Source organism: Rhodococcus sp. IEGM 1318 (genome assembly GCF_033142465.1).
GTDB classification, from domain to species: domain Bacteria; phylum Actinomycetota; class Actinomycetes; order Mycobacteriales; family Mycobacteriaceae; genus Rhodococcus_F; species Rhodococcus_F qingshengii_B.
Genome location: NZ_JAWLSC010000012.1, coordinates 165,209 through 186,972, shown reverse-complemented (window position 1 = coordinate 186,972; position 21,764 = coordinate 165,209). Strand labels below are relative to the sequence as shown.

Genomic DNA, 21,764 nt, shown 5'->3' with positions numbered 1-21,764 from the left:
TCAGTACTTCAGCAGGTCTGCGTCGTCGACGGATACAGAACGCCGAGATCGGAAGATGATCATGATGATTGCCAGGCCGACGACAACTTCGGCTGCAGCGACCACCATCGTGAAGAAGGCGAAGATCTGGCCGTCGAGATTGCCGTGCATACGCGCGAAAGTCACGAACGCCAGATTGGCGGCGTTGAGCATCAACTCGATGCACATGAACACCACGATGGCGTTGCGTCGCAGGAGGACTCCCGCAGCCCCGATGGTGAACAACAGGACCGACAGATACAGGTAGTTCTCGGGATTCATCGCGCAGACTCCTCACCGGTACTCGGATCCGGGGATCGCGGAGTGAGCGCGCTGCTGACGGAGAGTGTCGAGTACGATCCGTCCGGCAACAAGGCCGGCATGTCCACCGCGTTGTGTCGTGCGTACACACCGGGGCTCGGGAGTGGAGTGGCCGAGCCTTTTTCGGGATTGTTCTCATCGCTGCCCAGGTACGCGAACCGGTGCTGCGAGAGTTCCCGTTGGCTGAGTGTCGCTCCGATCTTCTCCCGATGCGCGAGCATCATGGCGCCGAGTGTCGCCGTGATCAGTAGTGCGCCGGTCAGTTCGAAGGCCCAGACGTAGCGGATGAAAATGAGATCGGCGAGAGCGTCGATGTTGCCCTGCTCGAGTCCGGTGAAGCCGGTGAAGCCCGAGATCGACGCATTACCGAGGCCACCGATGAGCAGCAGCCCGAATCCGACGCCGATCACGATCGCGCTGACTCGTTGTCCCCGTAGAGTTTCGATCAAGGAATCCGAAGAATCCACGCCCACCAGCATCAAGACGAACAAGAACAACATCATCACCGCGCCGGTGTAGACGACGATCTGGACGACGCCCAGGAACAGTGCGCCCTGCACGATGTAGAACACGGCCAGGATGATCATCGTCATTGCAAGGAAGAGTGCAGAATAGACGGCTTTGGGAGCGGCCACGACACCCAAAGCGCTGATCACCGCCAAGGTTCCGAGGATCCAGAACTGCACCGCTTCGCCGGTGGAGGTCGAAGTCATCGTTCCCTCCGCCAGAATCGTAGTAGTGACCGCCGCGATCATTTCTCGGTCTCCTGGCTCGGCTTCGGTTCGGGTGCTGCTTGCTCTGATGCTGCTGCGATGTCGCCGCGGTAGTAGTCGTCCTGAGTTGTGCCGGGACGCAGCGCGTGTGGTGGTGCCGTCATGTCGGGCTTCAATGGTGCGAGGAGGCGGTCCTTCTCGTAGATCAACCCGGCTCGGTTGTCGTCGGTCATCTCGTACTCGTTGGTCATCGTGAGGGCCCGAGTGGGGCATGCCTCGACGCAGAGGCCACAGCCGATGCACCGCAGGTAGTTGATCTGATACACCCGCCCGTAACGCTCACCGGGAGAGAACCGTTCTTCTTCGGTGTTGTCAGCGCCTTCGACGTAGATTGCGTCAGCGGGGCAGGCCCACGCGCACAGCTCGCATCCGATGCACTTCTCGAGTCCGTCCGCATACCGGTTGAGTTGGTGGCGACCGTGATATCCGGGGGCGGTGGGGCGCTTCTCCTCCGGATAGAACTCTGTCTCGGGCTTCTTGAACATTGTCGAGAGCGTCACTCCGAAACCCGCGATAGGTCCGAGGAATTCAGGCATGGGAGTCCTCCGATGTGTCGGAAACATCTGTCCGCCGCGGCGGTGGCACGTTCTGACCCGGTGGTTTTCGGGTCGGCAGCGTTTGACCAGGCAGTGTTTGACCCGGCAGGGGCGGAACCGGGAAGCCGCCCGACATCGCATCGAAAGGTGTGGCCCCCGAATCGGGCACCAACGCGGCGGTTCGGCGACGGCCACGGTAGGTTCCGGCCAACACCATCAGGAGCCCGGCTCCGAGAACCAGTGCGACGCAGAGGAGTACGAGCCAGGTGTTGTAACCCTCGTTGCGGAAGGCGCGAACAGTCGCGATCACCATCACCCACACCAAGGCCGCGGGGATGAGAATCTTCCAGCCGAGATTCATGAACTGGTCGTAGCGCAACCGCGGAAGTGTGCTGCGCAACCAGATGAAGACGAAGAGGAAGCCCCACACCTTGGCGACAAACCACAGCACGGGCCACCAAGCGGAATTGGCGCCGTCCCACAGATTGAATGGGAACGGTGCGTGCCACCCGCCCAGAAACAGCGTCGTGGCCAGAGCGGACACCGTCACCATGTTCACGTACTCGGCCAGCATGAACATCGCGAACTTGAGTGAGGAGTACTCGGTGTGGAACCCACCTACCAGCTCACCCTCGGCCTCCGGAAGGTCGAAGGGCGCTCTATTGGTTTCGCCGACCATCGCTGTCACGTAGATCAGGAAAGACGGCAGGAGAAGAAAGACGTACCAGGCACCTTGTTGGGCACTGACGATTCCGGACGTGGACATCGTTCCGGCGTAGAGGAAGACTGCGGCGAAGGACAGTCCCATCGCTACCTCGTAGGAGATGACCTGCGCGGTCGATCGAAGTGCGCCCAGTAGTGGATACGTCGATCCCGACGACCAGCCGGCAAGCACGATGCCGTACACACCGATCGAGGTCACGGCCAGGATGTAGAGAACTCCGACCGGCAGATCGGTCAGCTGCAAGGGTGAAAGGGTTCCGAAGATCGACACCTGCGGACCGAACGGAATGACGGCAAAAGCCATGAACGCGGGCACGACTGCGATGACGGGCGCGAGGAGATAAATCGGTTTGTCGGCTCCGGTAGGAGTGATGCCTTCCTTGAGGGCGAGCTTGATTCCGTCAGCGAGGCTCTGGAGCATTCCGCGGGGGCCGACGCGGTTCGGTCCGACACGCATCTGCATACGCGCCATGACTTTTCGTTCCGCGTAGATCGCCACCAGCGGGGTGAGTACGAGGAACACGAAGATGGCGAGAGCCTTGCCGATCACTAACCACCACGGGTCGTGTCCGAACGCCGACAGGTCGACCGGAGCAGCGACGCTCTCGTACTCGTGGGCGGTCATTGCGTTCCCGCCTTCGCGATCTTCACGATCGATCCCGCGGTGGCGCAGAGTGTTTCGTAGACGGTGCTACCCGGTGAATTGAGCGGCAACCAGACAGTTCGAGGTGGTAGTTCGGTGATCTCCAACGGCAAAGTGACGGTGCCGGATTCAGTCGACACGGCAACCTGATCACCGTTATCGGCTTCGATCTCGGCGGCGGTCTCGGCCGACAAACGCACGAGGAGGGATCGAGCAGTACCGGCCAGGTTGGGTTCGCCGTCCTGCAAACGACCATTGTCGAGCAACATCCGCCAACTCGACAACACCGCTTCGCCTTGCGCTGGTGACGGCACGGTTGCTGCCGGTACCTGGGGTAGGGTGGGGCGCGATCCGGACCATGCTCCGAGGCGGTGTATCTCCGCGCGCGCGGAAGCTGCGTCGGGCAGGCCAAGATCGATACCCATCTCCGCTGCGATCGCGTGGAGAACGCGCTGATCGGGCATTACGCCTGTTGTTCTCAATGCCGTGTCGAACACACGCTCGCGGCCTTCCCAGTCGAGGAAGGTTCCGGGCTTCTCGGCGACCGGTGCCACCGGGAAGACGACGTCGGCGAGTTCGGTGACTTCGCTGTGACGGATTTCCAAGCTCACCACGAATCCGGCGGCTTCGATCGCGGCGCGCGCCTTCGCCGGGTTCGGGAGATCACTCAACTCGACGCCGCCGACAAGAAGCGCAGCAGTCGTCCGCCTCGAATCCAGGAGGCTCGCGGCGTCGCGACCGTCGGACGTCGGGATGGGGGCGTCCCACACCGATTCCACCTCTCGACGCGCCAGCGCGTCCGCAACGAGGCGTCCACCGGGAAGCATTCCCGGTAGCGCACCAGCCTCGACGGCGCCGCGATCACCAGCGCGGCGTGGGACCCAAGCCAGGGAAGCTCCCGTCGCTTCGGCGAGACGTACTGCCGCCGAGAAGCCACCCGTCACCTCACTGAGTCGTTCGCCCAGCAGGATCACTGCGCCGGGCTGTCGGAGGAGCTGACCCTCCTCACTACTGGGGCGAGCCAACGAATCCATCAGAGCTGCTTCACTTCCGGGTACGGTCCGAAGCAAAGCACCCCCCATCTTCTGCAGGCCTCGCGTAGCGAACGGCGCGCTGGCGAGCACCGTTGTCTTGCCGAAACGAGCGGCTTTGCGTAGCCGCAGGAAGATGATCGGTGACTCCTCCTCGGGCTCGAGAGCGACCAGCAACGCAGCCGGGGCTGATTCGAGATCTTGGTACGTCACCGACTCTTCGAGCGTGCGGCCAGCGACGTGAGCTGAGATAAAGCTGGTCTCTTCGCCTGAGTGAGCGCGGATTCGGAAGTCGATGTTGTTGGTAGCGAGAGCAACTCGCGCGAACTTGCTGTAGGCGTACGCGTCCTCCCGGGTCGATCGTCCACCGACGAGTACGCCTGCGTCACCGTGGGCCTGTGCGAAGGATCGCGCAACGAGGTCGAGTGCCATGGGCCACGACGCCGGAATCAATTCGCCGTCAGCGTTGCGGATGAGGGGGGTGGTGATGCGATCGCCTTGGGTCGTGTATGTGAAAGCGAAACGTCCCTTGTCGCAGTTCCACTCCTCGTTGACGTCGGGGTCGTCCCCGGCGAGACGACGAAGAACCTTGCCGCGACGGTGGTCGGTGCGCTGGGCGCATCCGTCGGCGCAGTGCTCGCACACGCTGGGACTGGACACCAGATCGAACGGGCGCGCCCGGAATCGGTATGCCGTGCTGGTGAGCGCACCGACCGGGCATATTTGGATCGTGTTACCCGAGAAGTAAGACTCGAAAGGCTCGTTGGCGTAGATCCCGACCTGTTGAAGCGCACCGCGCTCGAGGAGATCGATGAACGGGTCGCCGGCGATCTGGCCCGAAAACCGTGTGCACCTGGCACAGAGGACACAACGCTCGCGGTCGAGGAGGATCTCGGACGAGAGTGGGATGGGTTTGGGGTAGGTCCGTTTCTCCTCACCGAACCGCGATTCCGTGCGACCGGTCGACATCGCCTGGTTCTGGAGCGGGCACTCGCCGCCCTTGTCGCACACGGGGCAGTCCAGAGGGTGGTTGATGAGCAGGAGTTCCATCACCCCCCGCTGCGCCTTCTCGGCCACCGGCGACGTGAGTTGCGTGGTGACGACCATTCCGTCCGCAACCGGTGTCGTGCAGGACGCCACCGGCTTGCGTTGACCTTCGACCTCCACGATGCACTGGCGGCACGCCCCGACCGGATCCAGAAGGGGATGATCGCAGAACCGCGGAATCTGGGTGCCGATCATCTCTGCAGCGCGAATGATCAACGTGCCCTTGGGAACCTGAAGTTCTCGGCCGTCGATGGTGAGAGTGACCAGATCAGTAGGCGGTGCCGTGTCGGTCTTGGTGGCGTCGGCTGCAGTCATGAGACGAACGCTCCTGTCGCGAGTACGGACCGGTGAGGATCGAACGGGCATCCGTTGCCGTCGAAGTGCGCGACGTATTCCTCGCGGAAGTACTTCATGGAGGACATGATCGGGCTGGTGGCTCCATCACCTAACGCGCAGAAGGACTTTCCGAGGATCGTGTCCGAGATGTCGAGTAGTTTGGTGAGATCGGCTTCGGTTCCTGTTCCGCCTTCGAGTCGCCGCAGGATCTGGACCAGCCAGTACGTGCCTTCTCGGCACGGCGTGCATTTACCGCAGGATTCGTGGGCGTAGAACTCGGTCCATCGCAGCACCGCGCGCACGATGCAGGTTGTGTCGTCGAATATCTGCAGTGCCTTGGTGCCCAGCATCGATCCCGCGGCGCCGACGCCCTCGTAGTCGAGTGGGACATCGAGGTGTTCCTCGGTGAAGATCGGTGTCGAGGATCCGCCGGGAGTCCAGAACTTGAGGGTGTGTCCAGCCCGAACGCCGCCCGCGTAGTCGAGAAGCTCTCGCAAGGTGATGCCGAGCGGCGCCTCGTACTGGCCGGGTGTGGTGACATGACCCGAGAGCGAGTACAGCGTGAATCCCGGTGACTTTTCACTTCCCATCGACCGGAACCACTCCGGGCCGCCCAGGACGATCGACGGAACACTCGCGATGGACTCGACGTTATTGACGACGGTCGGGCAGGCGTAGAGGCCGGCGACAGCGGGGAACGGCGGCCGCAATCGAGGCTGACCGCGCCGCCCCTCCAGAGAATCGAGAAGGGCTGTCTCCTCCCCACAGATATACGCGCCGGCTCCGGCGTGGACGACGAGATCCAGGTCGAATCCCGAACCGAGGATGTTTCGGCCCAGGTATCCGGCCGCGTAGGCTTCGGCCACAGCAGTCTGTAGGCGTCGCAGGACAGGGACGACCTCGCCCCTGACGTAGATGAACGCCTTGGCTGCTCGAATTGCGTACGCTGCGATGATCACTCCCTCCACCAACGTGTGGGGAGTCGCCATCATCAACGGCATGTCCTTGCATGTGCCAGGCTCGGACTCGTCGGCATTGACGACGAGGTAATGAGGCTTGCCGTCTCCGGGCGTGTCTTCAGAGACCTGCGGGATGAAGCTCCACTTCAGGCCCGTCGGGAAGCCGGCGCCACCGCGCCCGCGAAGGCCCGCGTCCTTGACCGTCTCGATCACGGCATCGGGGGAGCCTTCGAGTGCTGTGCGTAGGGCCTTGTAGCCGTCGTGACGAAGGTAGCTGTCGAGGGTCCACGAGTTCGGTTTATCCCAGTAGCGACTCAGGACGGGGGCGAGTGTCATGTCACTTCCCTTCGCCGGGAGCGTCGACCGCGGAAGCCGGGCCTGGTCGATTGTCGTCGAGAGATCGGCTGACACGCAGTCCGGCAACAGTTGCCCCGCCGACGGTCTGCGCTTCGGCCGCTTCGATTCGCGTATCCGGGAAACCGGCCAGGGTGCGCGCGGTCTGTCGGAACGAACACAGCGTCGCACCGCGACTGGGCGTCACGCGCTCTCCGGCGCGTAACGCATCGACAAGTGAGCGCGCCGATTCCGGAGTCTGGTTGTCGAAGAACTCCCAGTTGATCATCACGACGGGCGCGTAGTCGCACGCCGCATTGCACTCGATGTGTTCGAGGGTGATCTTGCCGTCGGCCGTCGAGATGGTGTGTCCGCCTTCGTTCCTGGACCCTGCCGAGCCCAGGTGCTCTTCGAGTGCCGCGAGGATGTCGTCACCGCCCATGATCGCGCACAGCGTGTTGGTGCAGACTCCGACCAGATACTCACCCGTCGGACCACGCCGATACATGGAGTAGAAAGTGGAAACGGCGGCGACCTCAGCGCCCGTCAAACCTAGCTTGGCACTGCAGAAATCGATCCCGGCCGGCGTGATGTACCCGTCCTCGGATTGCACGAGGTGAAGGAGCGGCAGGAGGGCCGATCGACTGGTTATCGCGGCGGCGTCAGGCTCGCGATAACGAGCGATGACGGTGTCGGCGTCGGCGTCGAGTCGGGCGAGTACGTCGGGGGGATAGCTCGATCGTGCGCCGGGGCGTACCAATTGTGTGGGTTCCTCCGGTCGCGGTCCGAGTTCGATGAACACCCGTGACGAACCGTTCGGGCCGGTCATCGGTCCACTCCGCCCATGACGGGATCGATACTGGCGACCGAAGCGATCACGTCGGACACCATGCCCCCCTCGCACATCGCCGCTACGGCTTGAAGGTTTGTGAACGACGGATCCCGGAAATGGACGCGGTACGGCCGGGTTCCCCCGTCGCTGACCATGTGCACCCCCAGTTCGCCACGCGGAGATTCCACGGCGACGTACACCTGACCGGGCGGCACGCGGATGCCTTCGGTGACCAGTTTGAAATGGTGAATCAGACCCTCCATGGACGATTCCATGATCTTGGCGATGTGCTTCTGCGAGTTGCCGAGGCCATCAGGTCCGACGGCGAGATCGGCAGGCCAGGCGATCTTCTTGTCGTCCACCATGACCGGCCCCGGTTGCAGCTTGTCGAGACACTGCTCGACGATCTTGAGGGACTCCTTCATCTCCTCGACGCGGATGACGTACCTTCCGTAGCAATCGGATCCGTCGTGCGTCACGACATCGAACTCGTAATTCTCGTAGCCGCAGTAGGGCTGCGCTCGACGCTGATCGTGGGGGAGACCTGTGGCGCGCAGGACCGGTCCCGTCACTCCGAGCGCCATACAACCGGTGAGATCGAGATATCCGATTCCCTGAGTGCGGGCCTTCCAGATGGAGTTGTCGCTGAGCATCAATTCGACGTCACGCAACCGCTTAGGAAGGACCTTCAACAGATGTCGTACCTTCGCCACCGAGCCGTCGGGTAAATCTTGCGCCAGACCGCCAGGCCTGATGTACGCGTGATTCATCCGCAGTCCGGTGATCGTCTCGAACACGTCCAGAATCAGTTCCCGTTCGCGGAATCCGAACAGCATCGCCGTCACGGCGCCCAGTTCCATTCCGCCGGTCGCCAGGGCGACAAGATGTGACGAGATTCGATTGAGCTCCATCATCATCACGCGAATGACGGTGGCTCGCTCGGGAATGTCGTCGGTGATGTCGAGAAGTTTCTCGACTCCGAGGCAGTAGGCGGTTTCGTTGAAGAACGGTGACAGGTAGTCCATCCGAGTAACAAAAGTGACGCCCTGCGTCCAGTTCCGGTATTCGAGATTCTTTTCGATTCCGGTGTGCAGGTAGCCGATTCCACACCGTGCTTCCACAACGGTCTCACCCTCGATTTCGAGTATGAGGCGCAAGACGCCGTGCGTGGACGGATGCTGCGGGCCCATGTTGACCACGATCCGTTCGGCCTCGCCGGTTCGCTGCCGGGCCGCTGCGGTGACGATGTCGTCCCAGTCCTGACCGGACGCCGTCACGATGGTTTCCGTCGTGGCGCCGGCGCTGCTTCCTGTCGTGTTGTTCATCAGTTGTACGCCCTACGCTCGTCGGGTGGCGGAGTCTGGGCACCCTTGTACTCGACCGGGATACCGCCGAGCGGATAGTCCTTCCGCTGCGGGTGGCCTTTCCAGTCGTCGGGCATCTCGATACGGGTCAATGCCGGGTGACCGTCGAAGACGATTCCGAAGAAGTCGTAGGTCTCACGTTCGTGCCAGTCGTTGGTCGGGTAGATCCCGACGATCGACGGAATGTGCGGATCGGAATCCGGCACAGACACTTCCAGTCTGATCCGGCGATTGTGCGTAATGGAGGCGAGTGGATAGACGGCGTGGAGTTCGCGACCGGTGTCCTGCGGGTAGTGCACTCCGTCGACACCCAGGCAGAGTTCGAAGCGAAGATCCGGTTCGTCGCGCAGTCTGCGCGCGACCTGCGGGAGGTGAGACCGTTCGACGTGCAGCGTCATCTCGTCTCGAAAAACCGTTACTCGCTCGATTGCGTCAGTGAAAGTGTCACCCACGCTGCGCAATGTGGCGTCCAAGGAATCTGCAACCACGTCGAAGTATCCACCGAACGGTCGAGAAGCCTTGTCTTCTACAGAGATCGGAGGGGCAAGACGGCTGTAGCCCGAGGTGTCGCCACTGCCGCGGACCCCGAACATCCCTCTCGCGCCGGTGTTGCCCGAGGTCATCGCAGCAGCCCCTTCATGTCGATGGTGGGGGTGGATGCCAGTGCCGCGCGCTCGGCTGCCGCGCGAGCCTCTTCGCGGTTGACGCCGAGGGGCATCTCCTGGATCTTCCGGTGCAGCTCAATGATCGCGTTGAGGAGCATCTCAGGCCGCGGCGGGCAGCCGGGCAAGTAGATGTCGACCGGAACGATGTGGTCGACGCCCTGTACCACTGCGTAGTTGTTGAACATTCCGCCGGAGGAGGCGCACACCCCCATGGCCAGAACCCATTTCGGCTCGGCCATCTGGTCGTAGACCTGACGAAGTACCGGACCCATCTTTTGACTGACTCTCCCGGCCACGATCAGAAGGTCTGCCTGGCGCGGCGACGCGCGGAAGGCCTCCATGCCGAACCGCGCCAGGTCGAAGCGGCCGGACGTGGTTGCCATCATCTCGATGGCGCAGCACGCGAGCCCGAAGGTGGCAGGCCACAGTGATCCCTTGCGGACATACCCGGCAAGGCCTTCGACCGTTGTCAGTAGAAATCCGCTGGGAAGCTTTTCTTCGAGACCCATATCCGACTCTTTTCAGTCGTAACAGCTTCGGTATGACCGGTTTTGTCTGAATTTCTTTGTGTTGATCGTGTCTTCGCCCAGCTAGTCCCAACCGAGACCGCCTCGTCGCCATTCATATGCGTATGCCACCGACACGTTGACTATGAAAAGGCCCATGGCCGCGAGACCGAACAAGCCGAGCGAATCGAAATGCACGGCCCACGGATAGAGGAAGACGATCTCGATATCGAAGATGATGAACAGCATCGCCGTCAGATAGAACTTGACGGGAAACCGGCCACCACCAGCGGTACGGGGTGCCGGTTCGATTCCGCATTCGTAGGCTTCGAGCTTCGCCCTGTTGTACCGCTTCGGGCCGACCACGGACGCGAGAACAACCGACACGACGGCGAAGGCCATCGCGATGACCCCGAGAACGAGAATGGGGATGTAAGCGTTCATGTCACCCGAACTCCTCTCCGCTGTGCGGATGCCCGCCTAGCCCGAAGGTGCCGTTAACCCGAAGGTGCCGTTCGATTTCGATACTGCCAGCAATTCGATATTTATGTGACCTGCGACACCCACACTAGGTGAGGCCTCCGACATTGGGTTGATTTTCGGGGTGCCGAGTTTCGCTCTCGAAAGTCCGAAGTAGTCGGCGCCGCAACGAATCACCGCCGCAACGGGTGCTCACCGGCTCAGTTGCCGACGGAGAAGCGCGATGACGGTGGAAGCGAGTTCGATCGGATCTATCGGCTGCGGCACTGAGGCTTCCGCTCTCGACCACGACGCCAGCCATGCATCGTCGGGTCGACCGGTCAGTACGAGGATCGGTGGACAGTCGGCGATTTCGTCCTTGAGTTGTTTCGCCACGCCCATGCCGCCGGCCGGACTGGCCTCGCCGTCGAGAATTGCGAGATCGATTCCGCCGGCATCGAGCTTGTCGACGACGATCGGCGCCGTTGCGACTTCGACGTAATCGATGGTGGGCATCGAGGGATGTGGACGCTCACCGAGAGCGAGCCGGACTTGCTCGCGCGTGTGCGCGTCGTCGCTGTAGACGAGGATGCGCACGGGTGCCATGGAGTTGGGCTCTGCGGTCTCGGCGGACACGCGGCCGACGTTACTCCGGGCGGTCCCCGGCTACCGGCGAATCTTCGACATCGGCAAGAACTTCCGCGAAATCGCAGCTCGGCTTCGCAGTAAACGGCCCCTACCCGGCGATGAACGCCGAAGTAAGGGCCGCCTGAATTGCGTGTGCGCTCAGAAGTTTTCGACGAACTTCGTCAGGCCCTTGCTTGCCGTTTCCAGGGCCGTCTTCTGCGCCTTCTTCACCAGGAAACCCGGCAGCGGAATCTTGGGATCGATGGTCAATTCGAAGGTGACTTTGGTTCCACCGTCGGTGGGCGTCAAGACGTAGGAGCCGTCCTGCTGGTTCTGCTGGCCGCTCTCGACGAGGGTCCAGGTCACCTTCTCGTCGCCCTCGAAGGTGTAGTCGACTACCTGCTCGTCGTTGATTCCCAGAATGGACACGGCCATGCGAACGCGATGGGGGCGACCGTCGGCGTGGGTGCTCTCGATGGTGATCTTCTTGTGCGCAGACGACCACTCCGGCAGTCGATCTACCGCGGCGACGGCCTGCATCACCGTTGCCGGATCAGCCTTGATCTCGAATTCCTTGACGCCCGAAACAGCCATGAACGTGCTCCTTCTCGCCTTGCGGCAACGGTTCGTGATTACTGCAGTTGCGCAATTAGATCATTCGGCGATCGGGGTGGCGTCGGACTAGTCCATGCCGTTCTTGCGCATCTGGTCCCGCAGTGCGCCCTGAACGGCTTGTGAAACCCACGAGTTGAGGGAGACTCCGTTCTGATTGGCTGCCTCCTCGGCGCGGGCTTTGATCTGCTCCATCATCCTCAACGTCACTCGGCTGATATCTCCGCTGACGTCGTCGAACGAGTAGGTGGAGTCCTTCTTCTCGTCGTCTGCCTTCTCGTTGTCGGCGGAATCGCCGCCAGTCGAACTGGGCGGGCGAACCACATCGACCAGCAACTCGCTGCCGTCGAGATTGACCTTGACCTCTCGATCGCCGAGCTTCGCCCCGATCTCCTTGGCCAGCTCAGTCGCCGCGGCCAGCAAGACCAGGCGGACCGAGGGTTCGATGGCGGCGGACAGCGACGCCGCAATTCGGCGCGTGTGATCGTCACCGAGTTCGGCTGCGGTGACAAGGTCGTTCTGCAGCTTTGCGGTGTACTCCGAAATGTCCATGACACCAGAGTGGCGTCAAAAGTGACGTCAGTCAAGGCTGCTGGTGACGTCACTCGATCTCGGGGACGGTCGACCGCTATAGAGTTGCCCCGCACCTGAGGCGAACAGCGTCCGGGTTTCGTGCTGGTTGTTTCGTGCTTGTCGAGGAGTGGGTTGTGCCGAACACGGTGTCGCTGAAAGTGCAGTTGGTGGCGAAGTCCGAGTTCTTCCCGCCCGAGGGCATTCCGTGGGAGACGGACGCCGACGGCGGCGAAGCGCTTGTCGAGTTCTCCGGTCGGGCCTGCTACCAGAGTTGGTCCAAGCCGAATCCGCGCACGGCAACCAACGCCGGCTACCTGAGGCATCTGCTCGAGGTCGGACACGTTTCGGTGCTCGAGCATGCAACCGTGAGCTTCTACATCACCGGTATATCGCGCTCGTGCACTCATGAATTGATTCGTCACCGGCACTTCTCCTACTCGCAACTCTCGCAGCGATTCGTTCGCGAGAACGATGCGAACGTCGTCGTGCCTCCGGCTGTCGAAGGCGATCCCGAACTCGAAGCACTGTTTCTGTCGGCCACCGACGAAAGCCGTCGCGCTTACGGTGAACTGCTCACCGCCCTCGAAAGGAAACTGCAATCAGTGCCCGGCGCCCCGATGCGGGGGAAGCAAGCCAGGCAAGCTGCACGCTCGGTGCTGCCCAACGCCACCGAGACTCGCTTGGTCGTGACCGGGAACTATCGGGCCTGGCGGCACTTCGTCGAGATGCGTGCCACCGAACATGCGGATGTCGAGATCCGGCGAGTCGCGGTCGAGTGCCTGCGTCAGCTTCGCGACGTCGCGCCAAATGTGTTCGGGGACTACGAGATTCTCCGCGGAAGCGACGGATCGGAAATCGCCGTCAGTGCATTTGCAGCTGAGTCGTGACTCGTGTGCAGAAGTAAGAGCTGAACCGGGTAACCTTCTGACCATGACCTACGGTGATTCCGCTTCTCTCGTCGAGCGTCCGTTCGGCACCATTTCCGTTGCGATGGTGACCCCGTTCACTGCCGACGGGAAGTTGGACGTCGACGCGGGAGTGCGCCTCGCAGCCCATCTCGTCGACAACGGCTGCGACGGCCTTGTCCTTGCCGGTACCACCGGTGAATCTCCCACCACCACCGAGTCCGAGAAGCTCGACCTGCTCCGCGCGGTAATCGACGCCGTCGGCAACCGCGCGAAGATCGTCGCAGGCGCCGGCAGTAACGACACCGCCCACAGTGTCGAACTCGCCCGTGATGCGGCTCGCGCCGGAGCGCACGGTCTGCTCGTCGTCACCCCGTACTACTCGCGTCCGCCCCAGGCCGGACTTTTTGCACACTTCACCGCCGTCGCCAACGCGACCGACCTGCCCGTCATGTTGTACGACATTCCGCCCCGCTCCGTCGTCCCCATCGAGACCGAGACGATCCGCCGACTCGCCGAGCATCCGCGGATCAAGGCCGTCAAGGACGCCAAGGGCGACCTCAACGCCGGCGCAGAGTTGATCGGCACCACCGAGCTTCAGTTCTTCTCCGGTGACGACCCGCTGAACCTTCCATGGCTCGCTGTCGGTGCTACTGGCTTCGTCAGCGTCATCGGCCATCTTGTTCCGGGTCGCCTTCGCGACCTTCACACCGCGTTCGTGTCCGGCGACATCGCCCGCGCACGCGAGATAAACCTCAGTTTGATCCCTGTGATTCGTTCCGTTGCCCGTCTCGGCGGTGTCAGCGCTTCGAAGGCGGGTCTGCGACTCATCGGAATCGATGTCGGAGAACCACGCCTTCCGCAGGTTGCACCCACTAAAGAGCAGATCGACGGTCTTGCCGCCGATCTGCATGCGGCAGGAGTTTTGTAAATGACCCGTCCCCCCCGACGTCGTAGTGCCAGTCGTCAAGCCGGTCCGCCCGCGCCTCCGGCTCCCGAAACGGCCGCGAAGGCCGCACCGGTAGAGGCACCAGCTGCGGCTGCGGCAGAAGCGGCCCCCGCCGCAGCCGCCCCGCCCAAGAAGGCCGCAGCAACCAAACCTGCAGCAACCAAATCTGCAGCAACCAAGTCCGCTGCCACCAAATCTGCTGCACCCAAGAAGTCGACCGAAGACAGGTCGCCGCGCAAATCTTCCGGCGGCAACCGTCCGGCAGCGTCGAAGGCGGGCAACGGGCGCGGAAACAAGCGCCCCGAGAACCGTCCGGCCGTCGATCCCACTGGTCGACTCGGAACACCCCCGAAGGCGCCGGCATCAGGTCTGCGCGTCGTCGCTCTGGGCGGCATCGGTGAAATCGGCCGCAACATGACGGTGTTCGAGCACCGCGGCAAGCTGCTGATCGTCGACTGCGGTGTGCTGTTTCCCGAAGACCAGCAGCCTGGCGTCGACCTGATCCTCCCGGACTTCCGCTACATCGAAGACCGTATGGACGACGTCGAAGCCGTCATCTTGACTCACGGACACGAGGACCACATCGGTGCTCTGCCGTTCTTGCTGCGCCTGCGCGCGGACATTCCGGTCATCGGCGCGAAGTTCACTCTCGCCCTCGTTGCCGCCAAGTGCCGCGAGCATCGCCTGCGACCGAACCTCGTCGAGGTCGTCGAAGGAAACACCACCACCCACGGCCCGTTCGACTGCGAGTACTTCGCCGTCAACCACTCGATTCCCGACGCGCTCGCGATCGCGATTCGCACCGACGCCGGCGTCGTACTGCACACCGGTGACATCAAGCTCGATCAGCTGCCTCTCGACGGCCGCCTGACCGACCTCGCCGGTTTCTCCCGCCTGGGCGACGAGGGTGTCGACCTGTTCCTCGTGGACTCGACCAACGCCGAGGTCCCGGGATTCGTCACGCCCGAGCGCGAAATCGGGGGAGTGCTCGACAACGTCATCGGCAAGGCGAAGCAGCGCGTCATCGTGGCATCGTTCGCCAGCCACGTGCACCGCATCCAGCAGGTCGTCGACGTTGCCGCTCGGTACAACCGCCGCATCGTCTTCGTCGGCCGCTCGATGGTCCGCAACATGCAGATCGCCCAGGATCTCGGCTACCTCACGGTGCCTGACGGCCTGGTCGTCGACATCGACACCGCCGCGACGCTTCCCGACGATCGCTTGGTTCTGATCTCCACGGGTTCGCAGGGTGAGCCGTTGGCAGCGCTCTCGCGGATGGCACGAGGCGAACACCGCCAGATCAACATCCGCGCCAACGACCTGGTCGTTCTGGCGTCCTCGCTGATCCCGGGCAACGAGAACTCCGTTTTTGCCGTGGTCAACGGTTTGGCCAAGCGCGGTGCCACCGTCGTGACGCAGCAGAGCGCCAAGGTTCACGTCTCGGGCCACGCGTCCGCTGGTGAGTTGCTTTACCTCTACAACGCGGTTCGGCCCACCAACGCCATGCCTGTTCACGGTGAATGGCGCCACCTGCGTGCCAACGCCGCGCTTGCCAAGGCAACCGGCGTTCCGGAAGAGCGCATCGTATTGGCCGAGGACGGCGTCGTGGTCGACATGGTCGACGGCCTCGCCGAGATCGTCGGACGGGTACCGGTCGGACACGTCTACGTCGACGGTCTGTCCGTCGGTGACGTCGGTGAGCCGACGCTTTCCGATCGCCTCGTGCTCGGTGAGGGCGGTTTCATCGCCATCACCATCGTCATCAACGAGTCGACGGGGCGCGCGGTCAGCACTCCCGAAGTATCCGGTCGCGGTTTCTCCGACGATCCGACAGCCCTCAAGGCCGCCGCGGATCTCGTGGAATCGGACCTGACACGGTTGGCGAGCGAAGGTGTCATCGACGCTCACCGCATCGCGCAGTCCGTGCGCCGCGTCGTCGGACGCTGGGTCGCGGACAAGTACCGCCGCCGTCCGATGATCATTCCGACGGTCATCGCGGTTCCGTAGATTCGGCACAGCAGGTCGCTTGCGCTCGAACCCGGTCCGGTTCGAGTACTTTGGCGAAGGTGACCTTCGCTCATGACGAACGACTCGCCCTGGTGGACAGCATGGTCGAATTCGGCCCCGATGCTCCGACGCTGTGTGGGGAGTGGACCAATCGTGACCTGGCAGCACATCTGATCGTCCGGGAGCGGCGTCTCGACGCCGCTCCCGGAATCATGTTCAGCCCTCTGGCCGGTCACACCGAGACCGTGCGAAAGGCCGCAGCGGCGCGTCCGTGGGAGGACATCCTCGACGACGTTCGCGGCGGGCCGCCTCGGTGGTCGCCGATGTACTGGCTCGACGCGCAGGTCAACACCACGGAAATGTTCATCCACCACGAAGATGTACGACGCGCACACCTGAACTGGGCGCCGCGTCCGTTGTCGGAGGGTCGGCAGGCTCAACTGTGGAAGTACGCGCGGCAGATCGGCAAGATGGGCTACCGCAAAGCCGCTGTCGAGGTGATCTTCGAACTTCCGTCCGGAGAGAGCGCGGTCGTCCACAAATCCGGCTCTCGCAGTGTTGTCCTGCAGGGCGAACCTGCCGAGTTGCTGCTTCACGCTTTCGGTCGCAACGAAGTGCAGATCGAAGCAAAAGGCGAACTCGGCGACGTTCAATCGGTGATGGCGCTCGATCGCAGTTTTTGATCCGCCCGTTTGGGATCTGCCCGTCTTTCGACCTTTACCGAGTTCGCCAGGCGGGTTGTGAAGATCACGTTTCGCACTCGCGACCTGTGTTGCTGGTGTTGCGGATGGTCCAGATGGGGTCGCACAGACTAGCCTGAACTCCATGGCAGGTAAGTCGAGCGCCCGGGGATCCAGTACAAGCACGTCCACGTCCAGGGCATCGACCAGGTCGTCAGCGTCTGCGCCGAGCGCGCGAGCGACCGCAAAACCCCGCACATCGCGCACCACGCGGACCGTCTCGACTCCTCGAAATGTCACGACGTCGGCCAAAGCCGGTGGCCGTCCCGCTTCGGGGAAAGGCTCCAAGCCTGCGCCGAAGAAGTCGTCCGGTACATCTTCGGCTTCGCGCCGACCCGTATCGAAAACGTCTCAGCGGGCCAGCCCGTTGGCGGCGGTCGGCAAGGGGATCGGCGCGGGGTGGTCCCTGGCTGCCCGCGGTGTCGGCGCCACTACGCGCACGGTCAGCAAGGTCGGCGAGATCGAAGCCGGCCATCGCCGCGACGGAATAGCGCTCGGCCTGATCGCATTCAGCGTCGTCATCGCCGGCGGAGTCTGGTTCAAGGCCGGAGGTCCGATCGGCGGTGGCATCGATACCCTCGTGCGGGCGATTTTCGGCGCGGCTTCGGCTGTGCTCCCCATCGTCGGCGTCGGCCTCGCGATCCTGTTGATGCGCACGGAACCCAAACCTGAGATCCGACCTCGATTGATCATGGGATCGTTGCTGGTCGGTCTGCCTGCACTCGGCCTGTGGCACATCATCTCCGGATCGCCGACAGACGCGACCGGCCGCTCCAACGGCGCAGGGTTTGTCGGATACGTCGTGGGAGGCCCGCTGACCAACGGCCTCACCGTTTGGCTGTCGGCGCCGCTGTTGGTCATCGCCACCGGATTCGGAATCCTGCTTCTGACCGGAACGACTCTGCGTGAGGTTCCGAGCAAGTTCCAGTCCTTCTTCGGGGCCTCGTACCGCTCGGACGAATACGGCGACTACGGATCCGAATTCGACGAGGACGGCGAGCACCACTACGGCGAATCGGCTTACGATCCTTCTCTGTTCGACGCCGACGGCTACCCGGTCGACACCTACGCCGAGCCGCCGCTCAAGCCCGCCAAGCGGACCAGCCGACGCGCGCCGATCGACAACTACCCGACGGACGAGTTCGAATCCGGAGACAAGAAGACCGAAGTACTCGGTCTGTGGAACGCCGACGAAACCGCAGAGCCCGACGAGCCCGTCGTGGCTGCGGCAGCGCCCGTCGTGGAGACACCGGCGCCGCGCCCCAAGGTGCCGGCTCGTTCGGTACCCATCGCCAAGCCCGTGCCGAAACCCGAACCGGAGCCGGAGGAGAAGGAACACTTCGTCACCGATCGGGTGACCGACGGCGACTACAACCTCCCGCCGACGACGTTGCTGATCGAGGGCGATCCGCCCAAGCTCCGCAGTTCTGCGAACGACGCGATGATCGAAGCGATCAGCGAGGTCCTCGAACAGTTCAAGATCGACGCCGCCGTTACCGGATTCACCCGCGGGCCGACAGTGACGCGCTACGAGGTCGAACTCGGACCCGGTGTGAAGGTCGAGAAGATCACTGCGCTCGCCCGCAACATCGCCTATGCGGTGGCAACCGACAACGTCCGCCTCCTCGCCCCCATTCCGGGTAAGTCCGCGGTGGGTATCGAGGTGCCGAACTCCGACCGTGAAATGGTTCGCCTCGCCGACGTGCTGAACGCGCCGAGCACCCGACGCGATCACCATCCACTGGTGATCGGTCTGGGTAAGGACATCGAAGGTGACTTCGTCAGTGCGAACCTCGCGAAGATGCCCCACTTGCTGGTGGCAGGTTCGACCGGCTCGGGTAAGTCGAGCTTCGTGAACTCGATGCTCGTGTCACTGCTGACCCGGGCGACGCCGGAAGAAGTACGGATGATCCTCATCGACCCCAAGATGGTCGAGCTCACGCCGTACGAAGGTATCCCGCACCTGATCACGCCGATCATCACTCAGCCCAAGAAGGCAGCGGCAGCGCTGGCCTGGTTGGTCGAGGAGATGGAACAGCGCTACCAGGACATGCAGGCCAATCGAGTGCGTCACATCGACGACTTCAACTCCAAGGTCAAGTCCGGCGAAATCACCGCGCCGCTGGGCAGCGAGCGCGTCTACCGCCCGTACCCGTACATCCTGGCGATCGTGGACGAGTTGGCCGACCTCATGATGACCGCTCCGCGCGACGTCGAGGAAGCAATCGTCCGCATCACCCAGAAAGCCCGTGCGGCCGGTATCCACCTGGTGCTGGCAACACAGCGCCCGTCCGTCGACGTCGTCACCGGCCTGATCAAGACCAACGTGCCTTCGCGTCTGGCGTTCGCGACGTCCTCGCTCACGGACTCGCGAGTCATCCTCGATCAGCCCGGCGCCGAGAAGCTCATCGGTATGGGTGACGGCTTGTTCCTGCCCATGGGCGCCGGCAAGCCGACCCGTATGCAGGGCGCGTTCATCACCGACGAGGAAATCTCTGCGGTTGTCGACTTCGCGAAGAACCAGGCCGAGCCCGAGTACACCGAAGGCGTCACGGCGCAGAAGGCCGGGGAGAAAAAGGACGTCGACCCCGACATCGGCGACGACATGGACGTCCTCTTGCAGGCCGTGGAATTGGTCATCACGAGTCAGTTCGGATCGACGTCGATGCTGCAGCGCAAGCTGCGCGTCGGGTTCGCCAAGGCAGGCCGACTCATGGATCTCATGGAAAATCGTGGTGTCGTCGGCCCCAGCGAGGGCTCGAAGGCACGCGAGGTTTTGATGAAGCCTGAGGAACTCGACGGTCTGCTGTGGTCGATTCGCGGTGGCGACCCGGACGAGGCACCCGCAGACGAGTAGCGACACCTCGGCGGACAAGCCGTCGACAGACGACCGGAGGAACCCGTGCATGTGACGCAGTTGGCTTGGGGAATCACGATCGTGGTGATCCTCGGCCTGTTCGTCTTCGACTTCTTCGCCCACGTGCGCACGCCACATGCGCCGACTTTCCGGGAGTCGGCATTCTGGTCGACGGTCTACATTTCGATAGCCATCGTCTTCGGCCTGGTCGTGATGTGGATCTGGGGTACGACGTACGGCGGTGAGTACTTCGCCGGCTACGTCACGGAAAAGGCGCTCTCGGTAGACAATCTGTTCGTCTTCGTGATCATCATGTCGACGTTCGCCGTCCCGCGAGAGTTCCAGCAGAAAGTTCTGCTGATCGGCATCGTCCTCGCGCTGGTGATGCGCGGAATCTTCATCGGCGTCGGCGCGGCCGCCATCAACGCGTACAGCTGGGTGTTCTACCTATTCGGTGCATTTTTGATCTACACCGCATACACCCTGATCCGCGATCACGGCCACGAGAAGGAAGCGGAGGAGAAGCGCGACAGTCGCATCATCTCGCTCGTGAAGCGGGTACTGCCCACCACCGAGGAATACGACGGGGACAAACTGATCACCCGGATCGACGGCAAGCGCGTCGTGACACCGTTGTTGTTGGCGCTCATCGCAATCGGGTTCGCCGACGTGCTCTTCGCGCTCGATTCGATTCCGGCGATCTACGGTCTGACGCAGGAACCGTACCTGGTGTTCACTGCCAACGCCTTCGCGCTGATGGGCCTACGGCAGCTGTACTTCCTGATCGGCGGGTTGCTCGAACGACTCGTCTACCTCTCGTACGGGCTCTCGATAATTCTGGCGTTCATCGGCGTGAAACTGGTATTGCACGCGTTGCACGAGAACACGCTCTCGTTCGTCAACGGCGGTGAACACGTCTCGGTGCCGGAAATCTCGACGGCACTCTCACTCGGAGTCATCATCGGAGTGCTGGCGGTGACAACGGTCGCGAGCCTGTTGAAGACCCGCGACCGGGCCGGGGAGTAAAGCCGGGGCTTGTGTCGTCAGGCGCTGAACTGGCCCAGAACCGGCACCCACTCGGTGATCCGGACGTTTTCGATCAGGTCGGCGATCGCGAACGGATCGTGGGTGAAGAGAAGCGAAACGGTATCGGTGTCAGCGGCGTCGACGATGATCAGCGCGCCGTTTCCATCTGCAAACGGACCTGAAGACAACACGATCGAGCGGGAAACCAGATCGGCGAGCCACGCGCGGTGATCGCTGCGGAGCTCGTCGCGCTGAGGATTTTTCTCGGGCGCATAGGTGTATTCGACGAGGAACAACGACATCGTGAACCGCTTTCGGGACGGGGATCGAAACAGGGATGTGTGAAGAGTCTGAACGGCTCAGAGAGTCAGAAGCATGCGAGTATTACCGAGTGTGTTGGGTTTCACATAGCTCAGATCGAGGAACTCGGCGACGCCGGCATCGTAGGAACGACACATTTCGGCATAGACCTCGGCGGTGACGGGAGTGCCGTCGATCTCCGCGAATCCGTGACGGTGGAAGAACTCGGTCTCGAACGTCAAAACGAACAGTCGTTCCAACTCCAATTCCTTGGCGACCTCGATAAGTTTGTCGACGACGTGGAAACCCGCACCCTGTCCCTTGGCGGTCGGATCGACTGCGACGGTGCGGATCTCGCCCAGGTCTGCCCACAGCACATGCAGTGCGCCGCAAGCGATTACCTGGTCGCCCCGCTCAGCGACCCAGAACTCCTGAACAGCCTCGTACAGCGTCACGAGATTCTTCTCGAGCAGGATCTTGCCGGCGTAGATGTCGATCAGGCGCTTGATTTCGGGGATGTCCGACGTTCGCGCGCGACGCACGATCAACTGGCTCTCGGTATAGGTCGGCGCGGTCGAAGTCATGTGGTGCACATTAGTCAATGGCCCTACCGATATTCTAA

General features: G+C 62.6%; 22 protein-coding genes. 6 read left to right on the top strand and 16 right to left on the bottom strand.

Annotated elements, in window-relative coordinates; translation table 11 throughout:
- The 14 genes from nuoK to R4P65_RS25565 form a co-directional block, all read right to left on the bottom strand.
- Entirely contained in the window at positions 1 to 300 is a 300-nt protein-coding gene (gene nuoK / locus R4P65_RS25630; RefSeq protein ID WP_003942238.1) for an NADH-quinone oxidoreductase subunit NuoK, read from the bottom strand.
- A complete protein-coding gene (locus R4P65_RS25625) occupies positions 297 to 1,094 on the bottom strand; it encodes an NADH-quinone oxidoreductase subunit J (protein ID WP_317828598.1) in 798 nt (265 codons plus the stop codon). The genes nuoK and R4P65_RS25625 overlap by 4 nt, the downstream gene beginning before the upstream one ends.
- Positions 1,091 to 1,648 (bottom strand): NADH-quinone oxidoreductase subunit NuoI, encoded by a 558-nt coding sequence (nuoI, locus tag R4P65_RS25620; RefSeq protein ID WP_317828597.1) that lies wholly within the window; start codon positions 1,646 to 1,648, stop codon positions 1,091 to 1,093. Before nuoI ends, R4P65_RS25625 begins: the two co-directional genes overlap by 4 nt.
- Positions 1,641 to 2,996, bottom strand: a complete 1,356-nt coding sequence (gene nuoH, locus R4P65_RS25615; protein ID WP_317828596.1) for an NADH-quinone oxidoreductase subunit NuoH — start codon at positions 2,994 to 2,996, stop codon at positions 1,641 to 1,643. Before nuoH ends, nuoI begins: the two co-directional genes overlap by 8 nt.
- Entirely contained in the window at positions 2,993 to 5,407 is a 2,415-nt protein-coding gene (locus R4P65_RS25610; RefSeq protein WP_317828595.1) for an NADH-quinone oxidoreductase subunit G, read from the bottom strand. The genes nuoH and R4P65_RS25610 overlap by 4 nt, the downstream gene beginning before the upstream one ends.
- The gene (nuoF, locus tag R4P65_RS25605; RefSeq protein WP_317828594.1) at positions 5,404 to 6,723 is read right to left on the bottom strand and encodes an NADH-quinone oxidoreductase subunit NuoF; all 1,320 of its coding nucleotides are present in this window, start codon (positions 6,721 to 6,723) and stop codon (positions 5,404 to 5,406) included. The genes R4P65_RS25610 and nuoF overlap by 4 nt, the downstream gene beginning before the upstream one ends.
- A 1-nt stretch (position 6,724) precedes the next feature.
- Positions 6,725 to 7,549 carry an NADH-quinone oxidoreductase subunit NuoE gene (gene nuoE / locus R4P65_RS25600; protein WP_317828593.1) on the bottom strand — a complete coding sequence of 275 codons (825 nt, stop codon included), beginning with the start codon at positions 7,547 to 7,549 and terminating at the stop codon, positions 6,725 to 6,727.
- A complete protein-coding gene (nuoD, locus tag R4P65_RS25595) occupies positions 7,546 to 8,877 on the bottom strand; it encodes an NADH dehydrogenase (quinone) subunit D (protein ID WP_230817119.1) in 1,332 nt (443 codons plus the stop codon). The genes nuoE and nuoD overlap by 4 nt, the downstream gene beginning before the upstream one ends.
- A complete protein-coding gene (locus tag R4P65_RS25590; protein ID WP_317828592.1) occupies positions 8,877 to 9,539 on the bottom strand; it encodes an NADH-quinone oxidoreductase subunit C in 663 nt (220 codons plus the stop codon). The genes nuoD and R4P65_RS25590 overlap by 1 nt, the downstream gene beginning before the upstream one ends.
- Positions 9,536 to 10,090, bottom strand: coding sequence for a NuoB/complex I 20 kDa subunit family protein (locus R4P65_RS25585; protein WP_095970587.1), 555 nt, complete (start codon positions 10,088 to 10,090; stop codon positions 9,536 to 9,538). The genes R4P65_RS25590 and R4P65_RS25585 overlap by 4 nt, the downstream gene beginning before the upstream one ends.
- Positions 10,091 to 10,171: 81 nt before the next feature.
- A complete protein-coding gene (locus tag R4P65_RS25580; RefSeq protein WP_003942165.1) occupies positions 10,172 to 10,531 on the bottom strand; it encodes an NADH-quinone oxidoreductase subunit A in 360 nt (119 codons plus the stop codon).
- Positions 10,532 to 10,759: 228 nt separating this feature from the next.
- Positions 10,760 to 11,152: a hypothetical protein gene (locus tag R4P65_RS25575; protein WP_230817164.1), complete on the bottom strand. Its 393-nt coding sequence runs from the start codon at positions 11,150 to 11,152 to the stop codon at positions 10,760 to 10,762.
- 180 nt (positions 11,153 to 11,332) lie between these two features.
- Positions 11,333 to 11,767: an SRPBCC family protein gene (locus R4P65_RS25570; RefSeq protein WP_230817121.1), complete on the bottom strand. Its 435-nt coding sequence runs from the start codon at positions 11,765 to 11,767 to the stop codon at positions 11,333 to 11,335.
- Positions 11,768 to 11,854: 87 nt separating this feature from the next.
- On the bottom strand, positions 11,855 to 12,337 hold the full coding sequence (locus R4P65_RS25565) for a toxin-antitoxin system HicB family antitoxin (protein WP_230817122.1): 483 nt from the start codon (positions 12,335 to 12,337) through the stop codon (positions 11,855 to 11,857).
- A 155-nt stretch (positions 12,338 to 12,492) separates the two neighbouring features.
- Between R4P65_RS25565 and thyX the strand changes: the two genes are divergently transcribed.
- The 6 genes from thyX (at position 12,493) to R4P65_RS25535 (ending at position 20,842) form a co-directional block, all read left to right on the top strand.
- Positions 12,493 to 13,245: an FAD-dependent thymidylate synthase gene (thyX, locus tag R4P65_RS25560; protein WP_317828591.1), complete on the top strand. Its 753-nt coding sequence runs from the start codon at positions 12,493 to 12,495 to the stop codon at positions 13,243 to 13,245.
- A gap of 43 nt (positions 13,246 to 13,288) precedes the next feature.
- On the top strand, positions 13,289 to 14,194 hold the full coding sequence (gene dapA, locus R4P65_RS25555; protein WP_003942142.1) for a 4-hydroxy-tetrahydrodipicolinate synthase: 906 nt from the start codon (positions 13,289 to 13,291) through the stop codon (positions 14,192 to 14,194).
- Positions 14,195 to 16,219 carry a ribonuclease J gene (locus R4P65_RS25550; protein WP_317828590.1) on the top strand — a complete coding sequence of 675 codons (2,025 nt, stop codon included), beginning with the start codon at positions 14,195 to 14,197 and terminating at the stop codon, positions 16,217 to 16,219. It begins immediately after the preceding gene.
- Positions 16,220 to 16,278: 59 nt separating this feature from the next.
- Positions 16,279 to 16,902, top strand: a complete 624-nt coding sequence (locus R4P65_RS25545; protein WP_317828589.1) for a TIGR03085 family metal-binding protein — start codon at positions 16,279 to 16,281, stop codon at positions 16,900 to 16,902.
- A 142-nt stretch (positions 16,903 to 17,044) separates the two neighbouring features.
- On the top strand, positions 17,045 to 19,816 hold the full coding sequence (locus R4P65_RS25540; protein ID WP_317828588.1) for a DNA translocase FtsK: 2,772 nt from the start codon (positions 17,045 to 17,047) through the stop codon (positions 19,814 to 19,816).
- Between the two features lie 45 nt (positions 19,817 to 19,861).
- The gene (locus R4P65_RS25535) at positions 19,862 to 20,842 is read left to right on the top strand and encodes a TerC family protein (RefSeq protein ID WP_317828587.1); all 981 of its coding nucleotides are present in this window, start codon (positions 19,862 to 19,864) and stop codon (positions 20,840 to 20,842) included.
- A 17-nt stretch (positions 20,843 to 20,859) separates the two neighbouring features.
- Here R4P65_RS25535 and R4P65_RS25530 read toward each other — a convergent pair whose 3' ends face one another.
- Complete coding sequence (locus tag R4P65_RS25530) at positions 20,860 to 21,144, bottom strand: YciI family protein (RefSeq protein ID WP_230817127.1); 285 nt, start codon at positions 21,142 to 21,144, stop codon at positions 20,860 to 20,862.
- Positions 21,145 to 21,201: 57 nt separating this feature from the next.
- Positions 21,202 to 21,726, bottom strand: coding sequence for an amino-acid N-acetyltransferase (locus tag R4P65_RS25525; protein WP_019748183.1), 525 nt, complete (start codon positions 21,724 to 21,726; stop codon positions 21,202 to 21,204).
- Between the last annotated feature and the right edge of the window lie 38 nt (positions 21,727 to 21,764).

Excerpts from the sequence above, each read along its gene's own strand:
- nuoK (WP_003942238.1), bottom strand. The coding sequence starts at position 300 with ATGAATCCCGAGAACTACCTGTATCTGTCGGTCCTGTTGTTCACCATC.
- R4P65_RS25625 (WP_317828598.1), bottom strand. The coding sequence starts at position 1,094 with ATGATCGCGGCGGTCACTACTACGATTCTGGCGGAGGGAACGATGACT.
- nuoI (WP_317828597.1), bottom strand. The coding sequence starts at position 1,648 with ATGCCTGAATTCCTCGGACCTATCGCGGGTTTCGGAGTGACGCTCTCG.
- nuoH (WP_317828596.1), bottom strand. The coding sequence starts at position 2,996 with ATGACCGCCCACGAGTACGAGAGCGTCGCTGCTCCGGTCGACCTGTCG.
- R4P65_RS25610 (WP_317828595.1), bottom strand. The coding sequence starts at position 5,407 with ATGACTGCAGCCGACGCCACCAAGACCGACACGGCACCGCCTACTGAT.
- nuoF (WP_317828594.1), bottom strand. The coding sequence starts at position 6,723 with ATGACACTCGCCCCCGTCCTGAGTCGCTACTGGGATAAACCGAACTCG.
- nuoE (WP_317828593.1), bottom strand. The coding sequence starts at position 7,549 with ATGACCGGCCCGAACGGTTCGTCACGGGTGTTCATCGAACTCGGACCG.
- nuoD (WP_230817119.1), bottom strand. The coding sequence starts at position 8,877 with ATGAACAACACGACAGGAAGCAGCGCCGGCGCCACGACGGAAACCATC.
- R4P65_RS25590 (WP_317828592.1), bottom strand. The coding sequence starts at position 9,539 with ATGACCTCGGGCAACACCGGCGCGAGAGGGATGTTCGGGGTCCGCGGC.
- R4P65_RS25585 (WP_095970587.1), bottom strand. The coding sequence starts at position 10,090 with ATGGGTCTCGAAGAAAAGCTTCCCAGCGGATTTCTACTGACAACGGTC.
- R4P65_RS25580 (WP_003942165.1), bottom strand. The coding sequence starts at position 10,531 with ATGAACGCTTACATCCCCATTCTCGTTCTCGGGGTCATCGCGATGGCC.
- R4P65_RS25575 (WP_230817164.1), bottom strand. The coding sequence starts at position 11,152 with ATGGCACCCGTGCGCATCCTCGTCTACAGCGACGACGCGCACACGCGC.
- R4P65_RS25570 (WP_230817121.1), bottom strand. The coding sequence starts at position 11,767 with ATGGCTGTTTCGGGCGTCAAGGAATTCGAGATCAAGGCTGATCCGGCA.
- R4P65_RS25565 (WP_230817122.1), bottom strand. The coding sequence starts at position 12,337 with ATGGACATTTCGGAGTACACCGCAAAGCTGCAGAACGACCTTGTCACC.
- dapA (WP_003942142.1), top strand. The coding sequence starts at position 13,289 with ATGACCTACGGTGATTCCGCTTCTCTCGTCGAGCGTCCGTTCGGCACC.
- R4P65_RS25550 (WP_317828590.1), top strand. The coding sequence starts at position 14,195 with ATGACCCGTCCCCCCCGACGTCGTAGTGCCAGTCGTCAAGCCGGTCCG.
- R4P65_RS25540 (WP_317828588.1), top strand. The coding sequence starts at position 17,045 with ATGGCAGGTAAGTCGAGCGCCCGGGGATCCAGTACAAGCACGTCCACG.
- R4P65_RS25530 (WP_230817127.1), bottom strand. The coding sequence starts at position 21,144 with ATGTCGTTGTTCCTCGTCGAATACACCTATGCGCCCGAGAAAAATCCT.
- R4P65_RS25525 (WP_019748183.1), bottom strand. The coding sequence starts at position 21,726 with ATGACTTCGACCGCGCCGACCTATACCGAGAGCCAGTTGATCGTGCGT.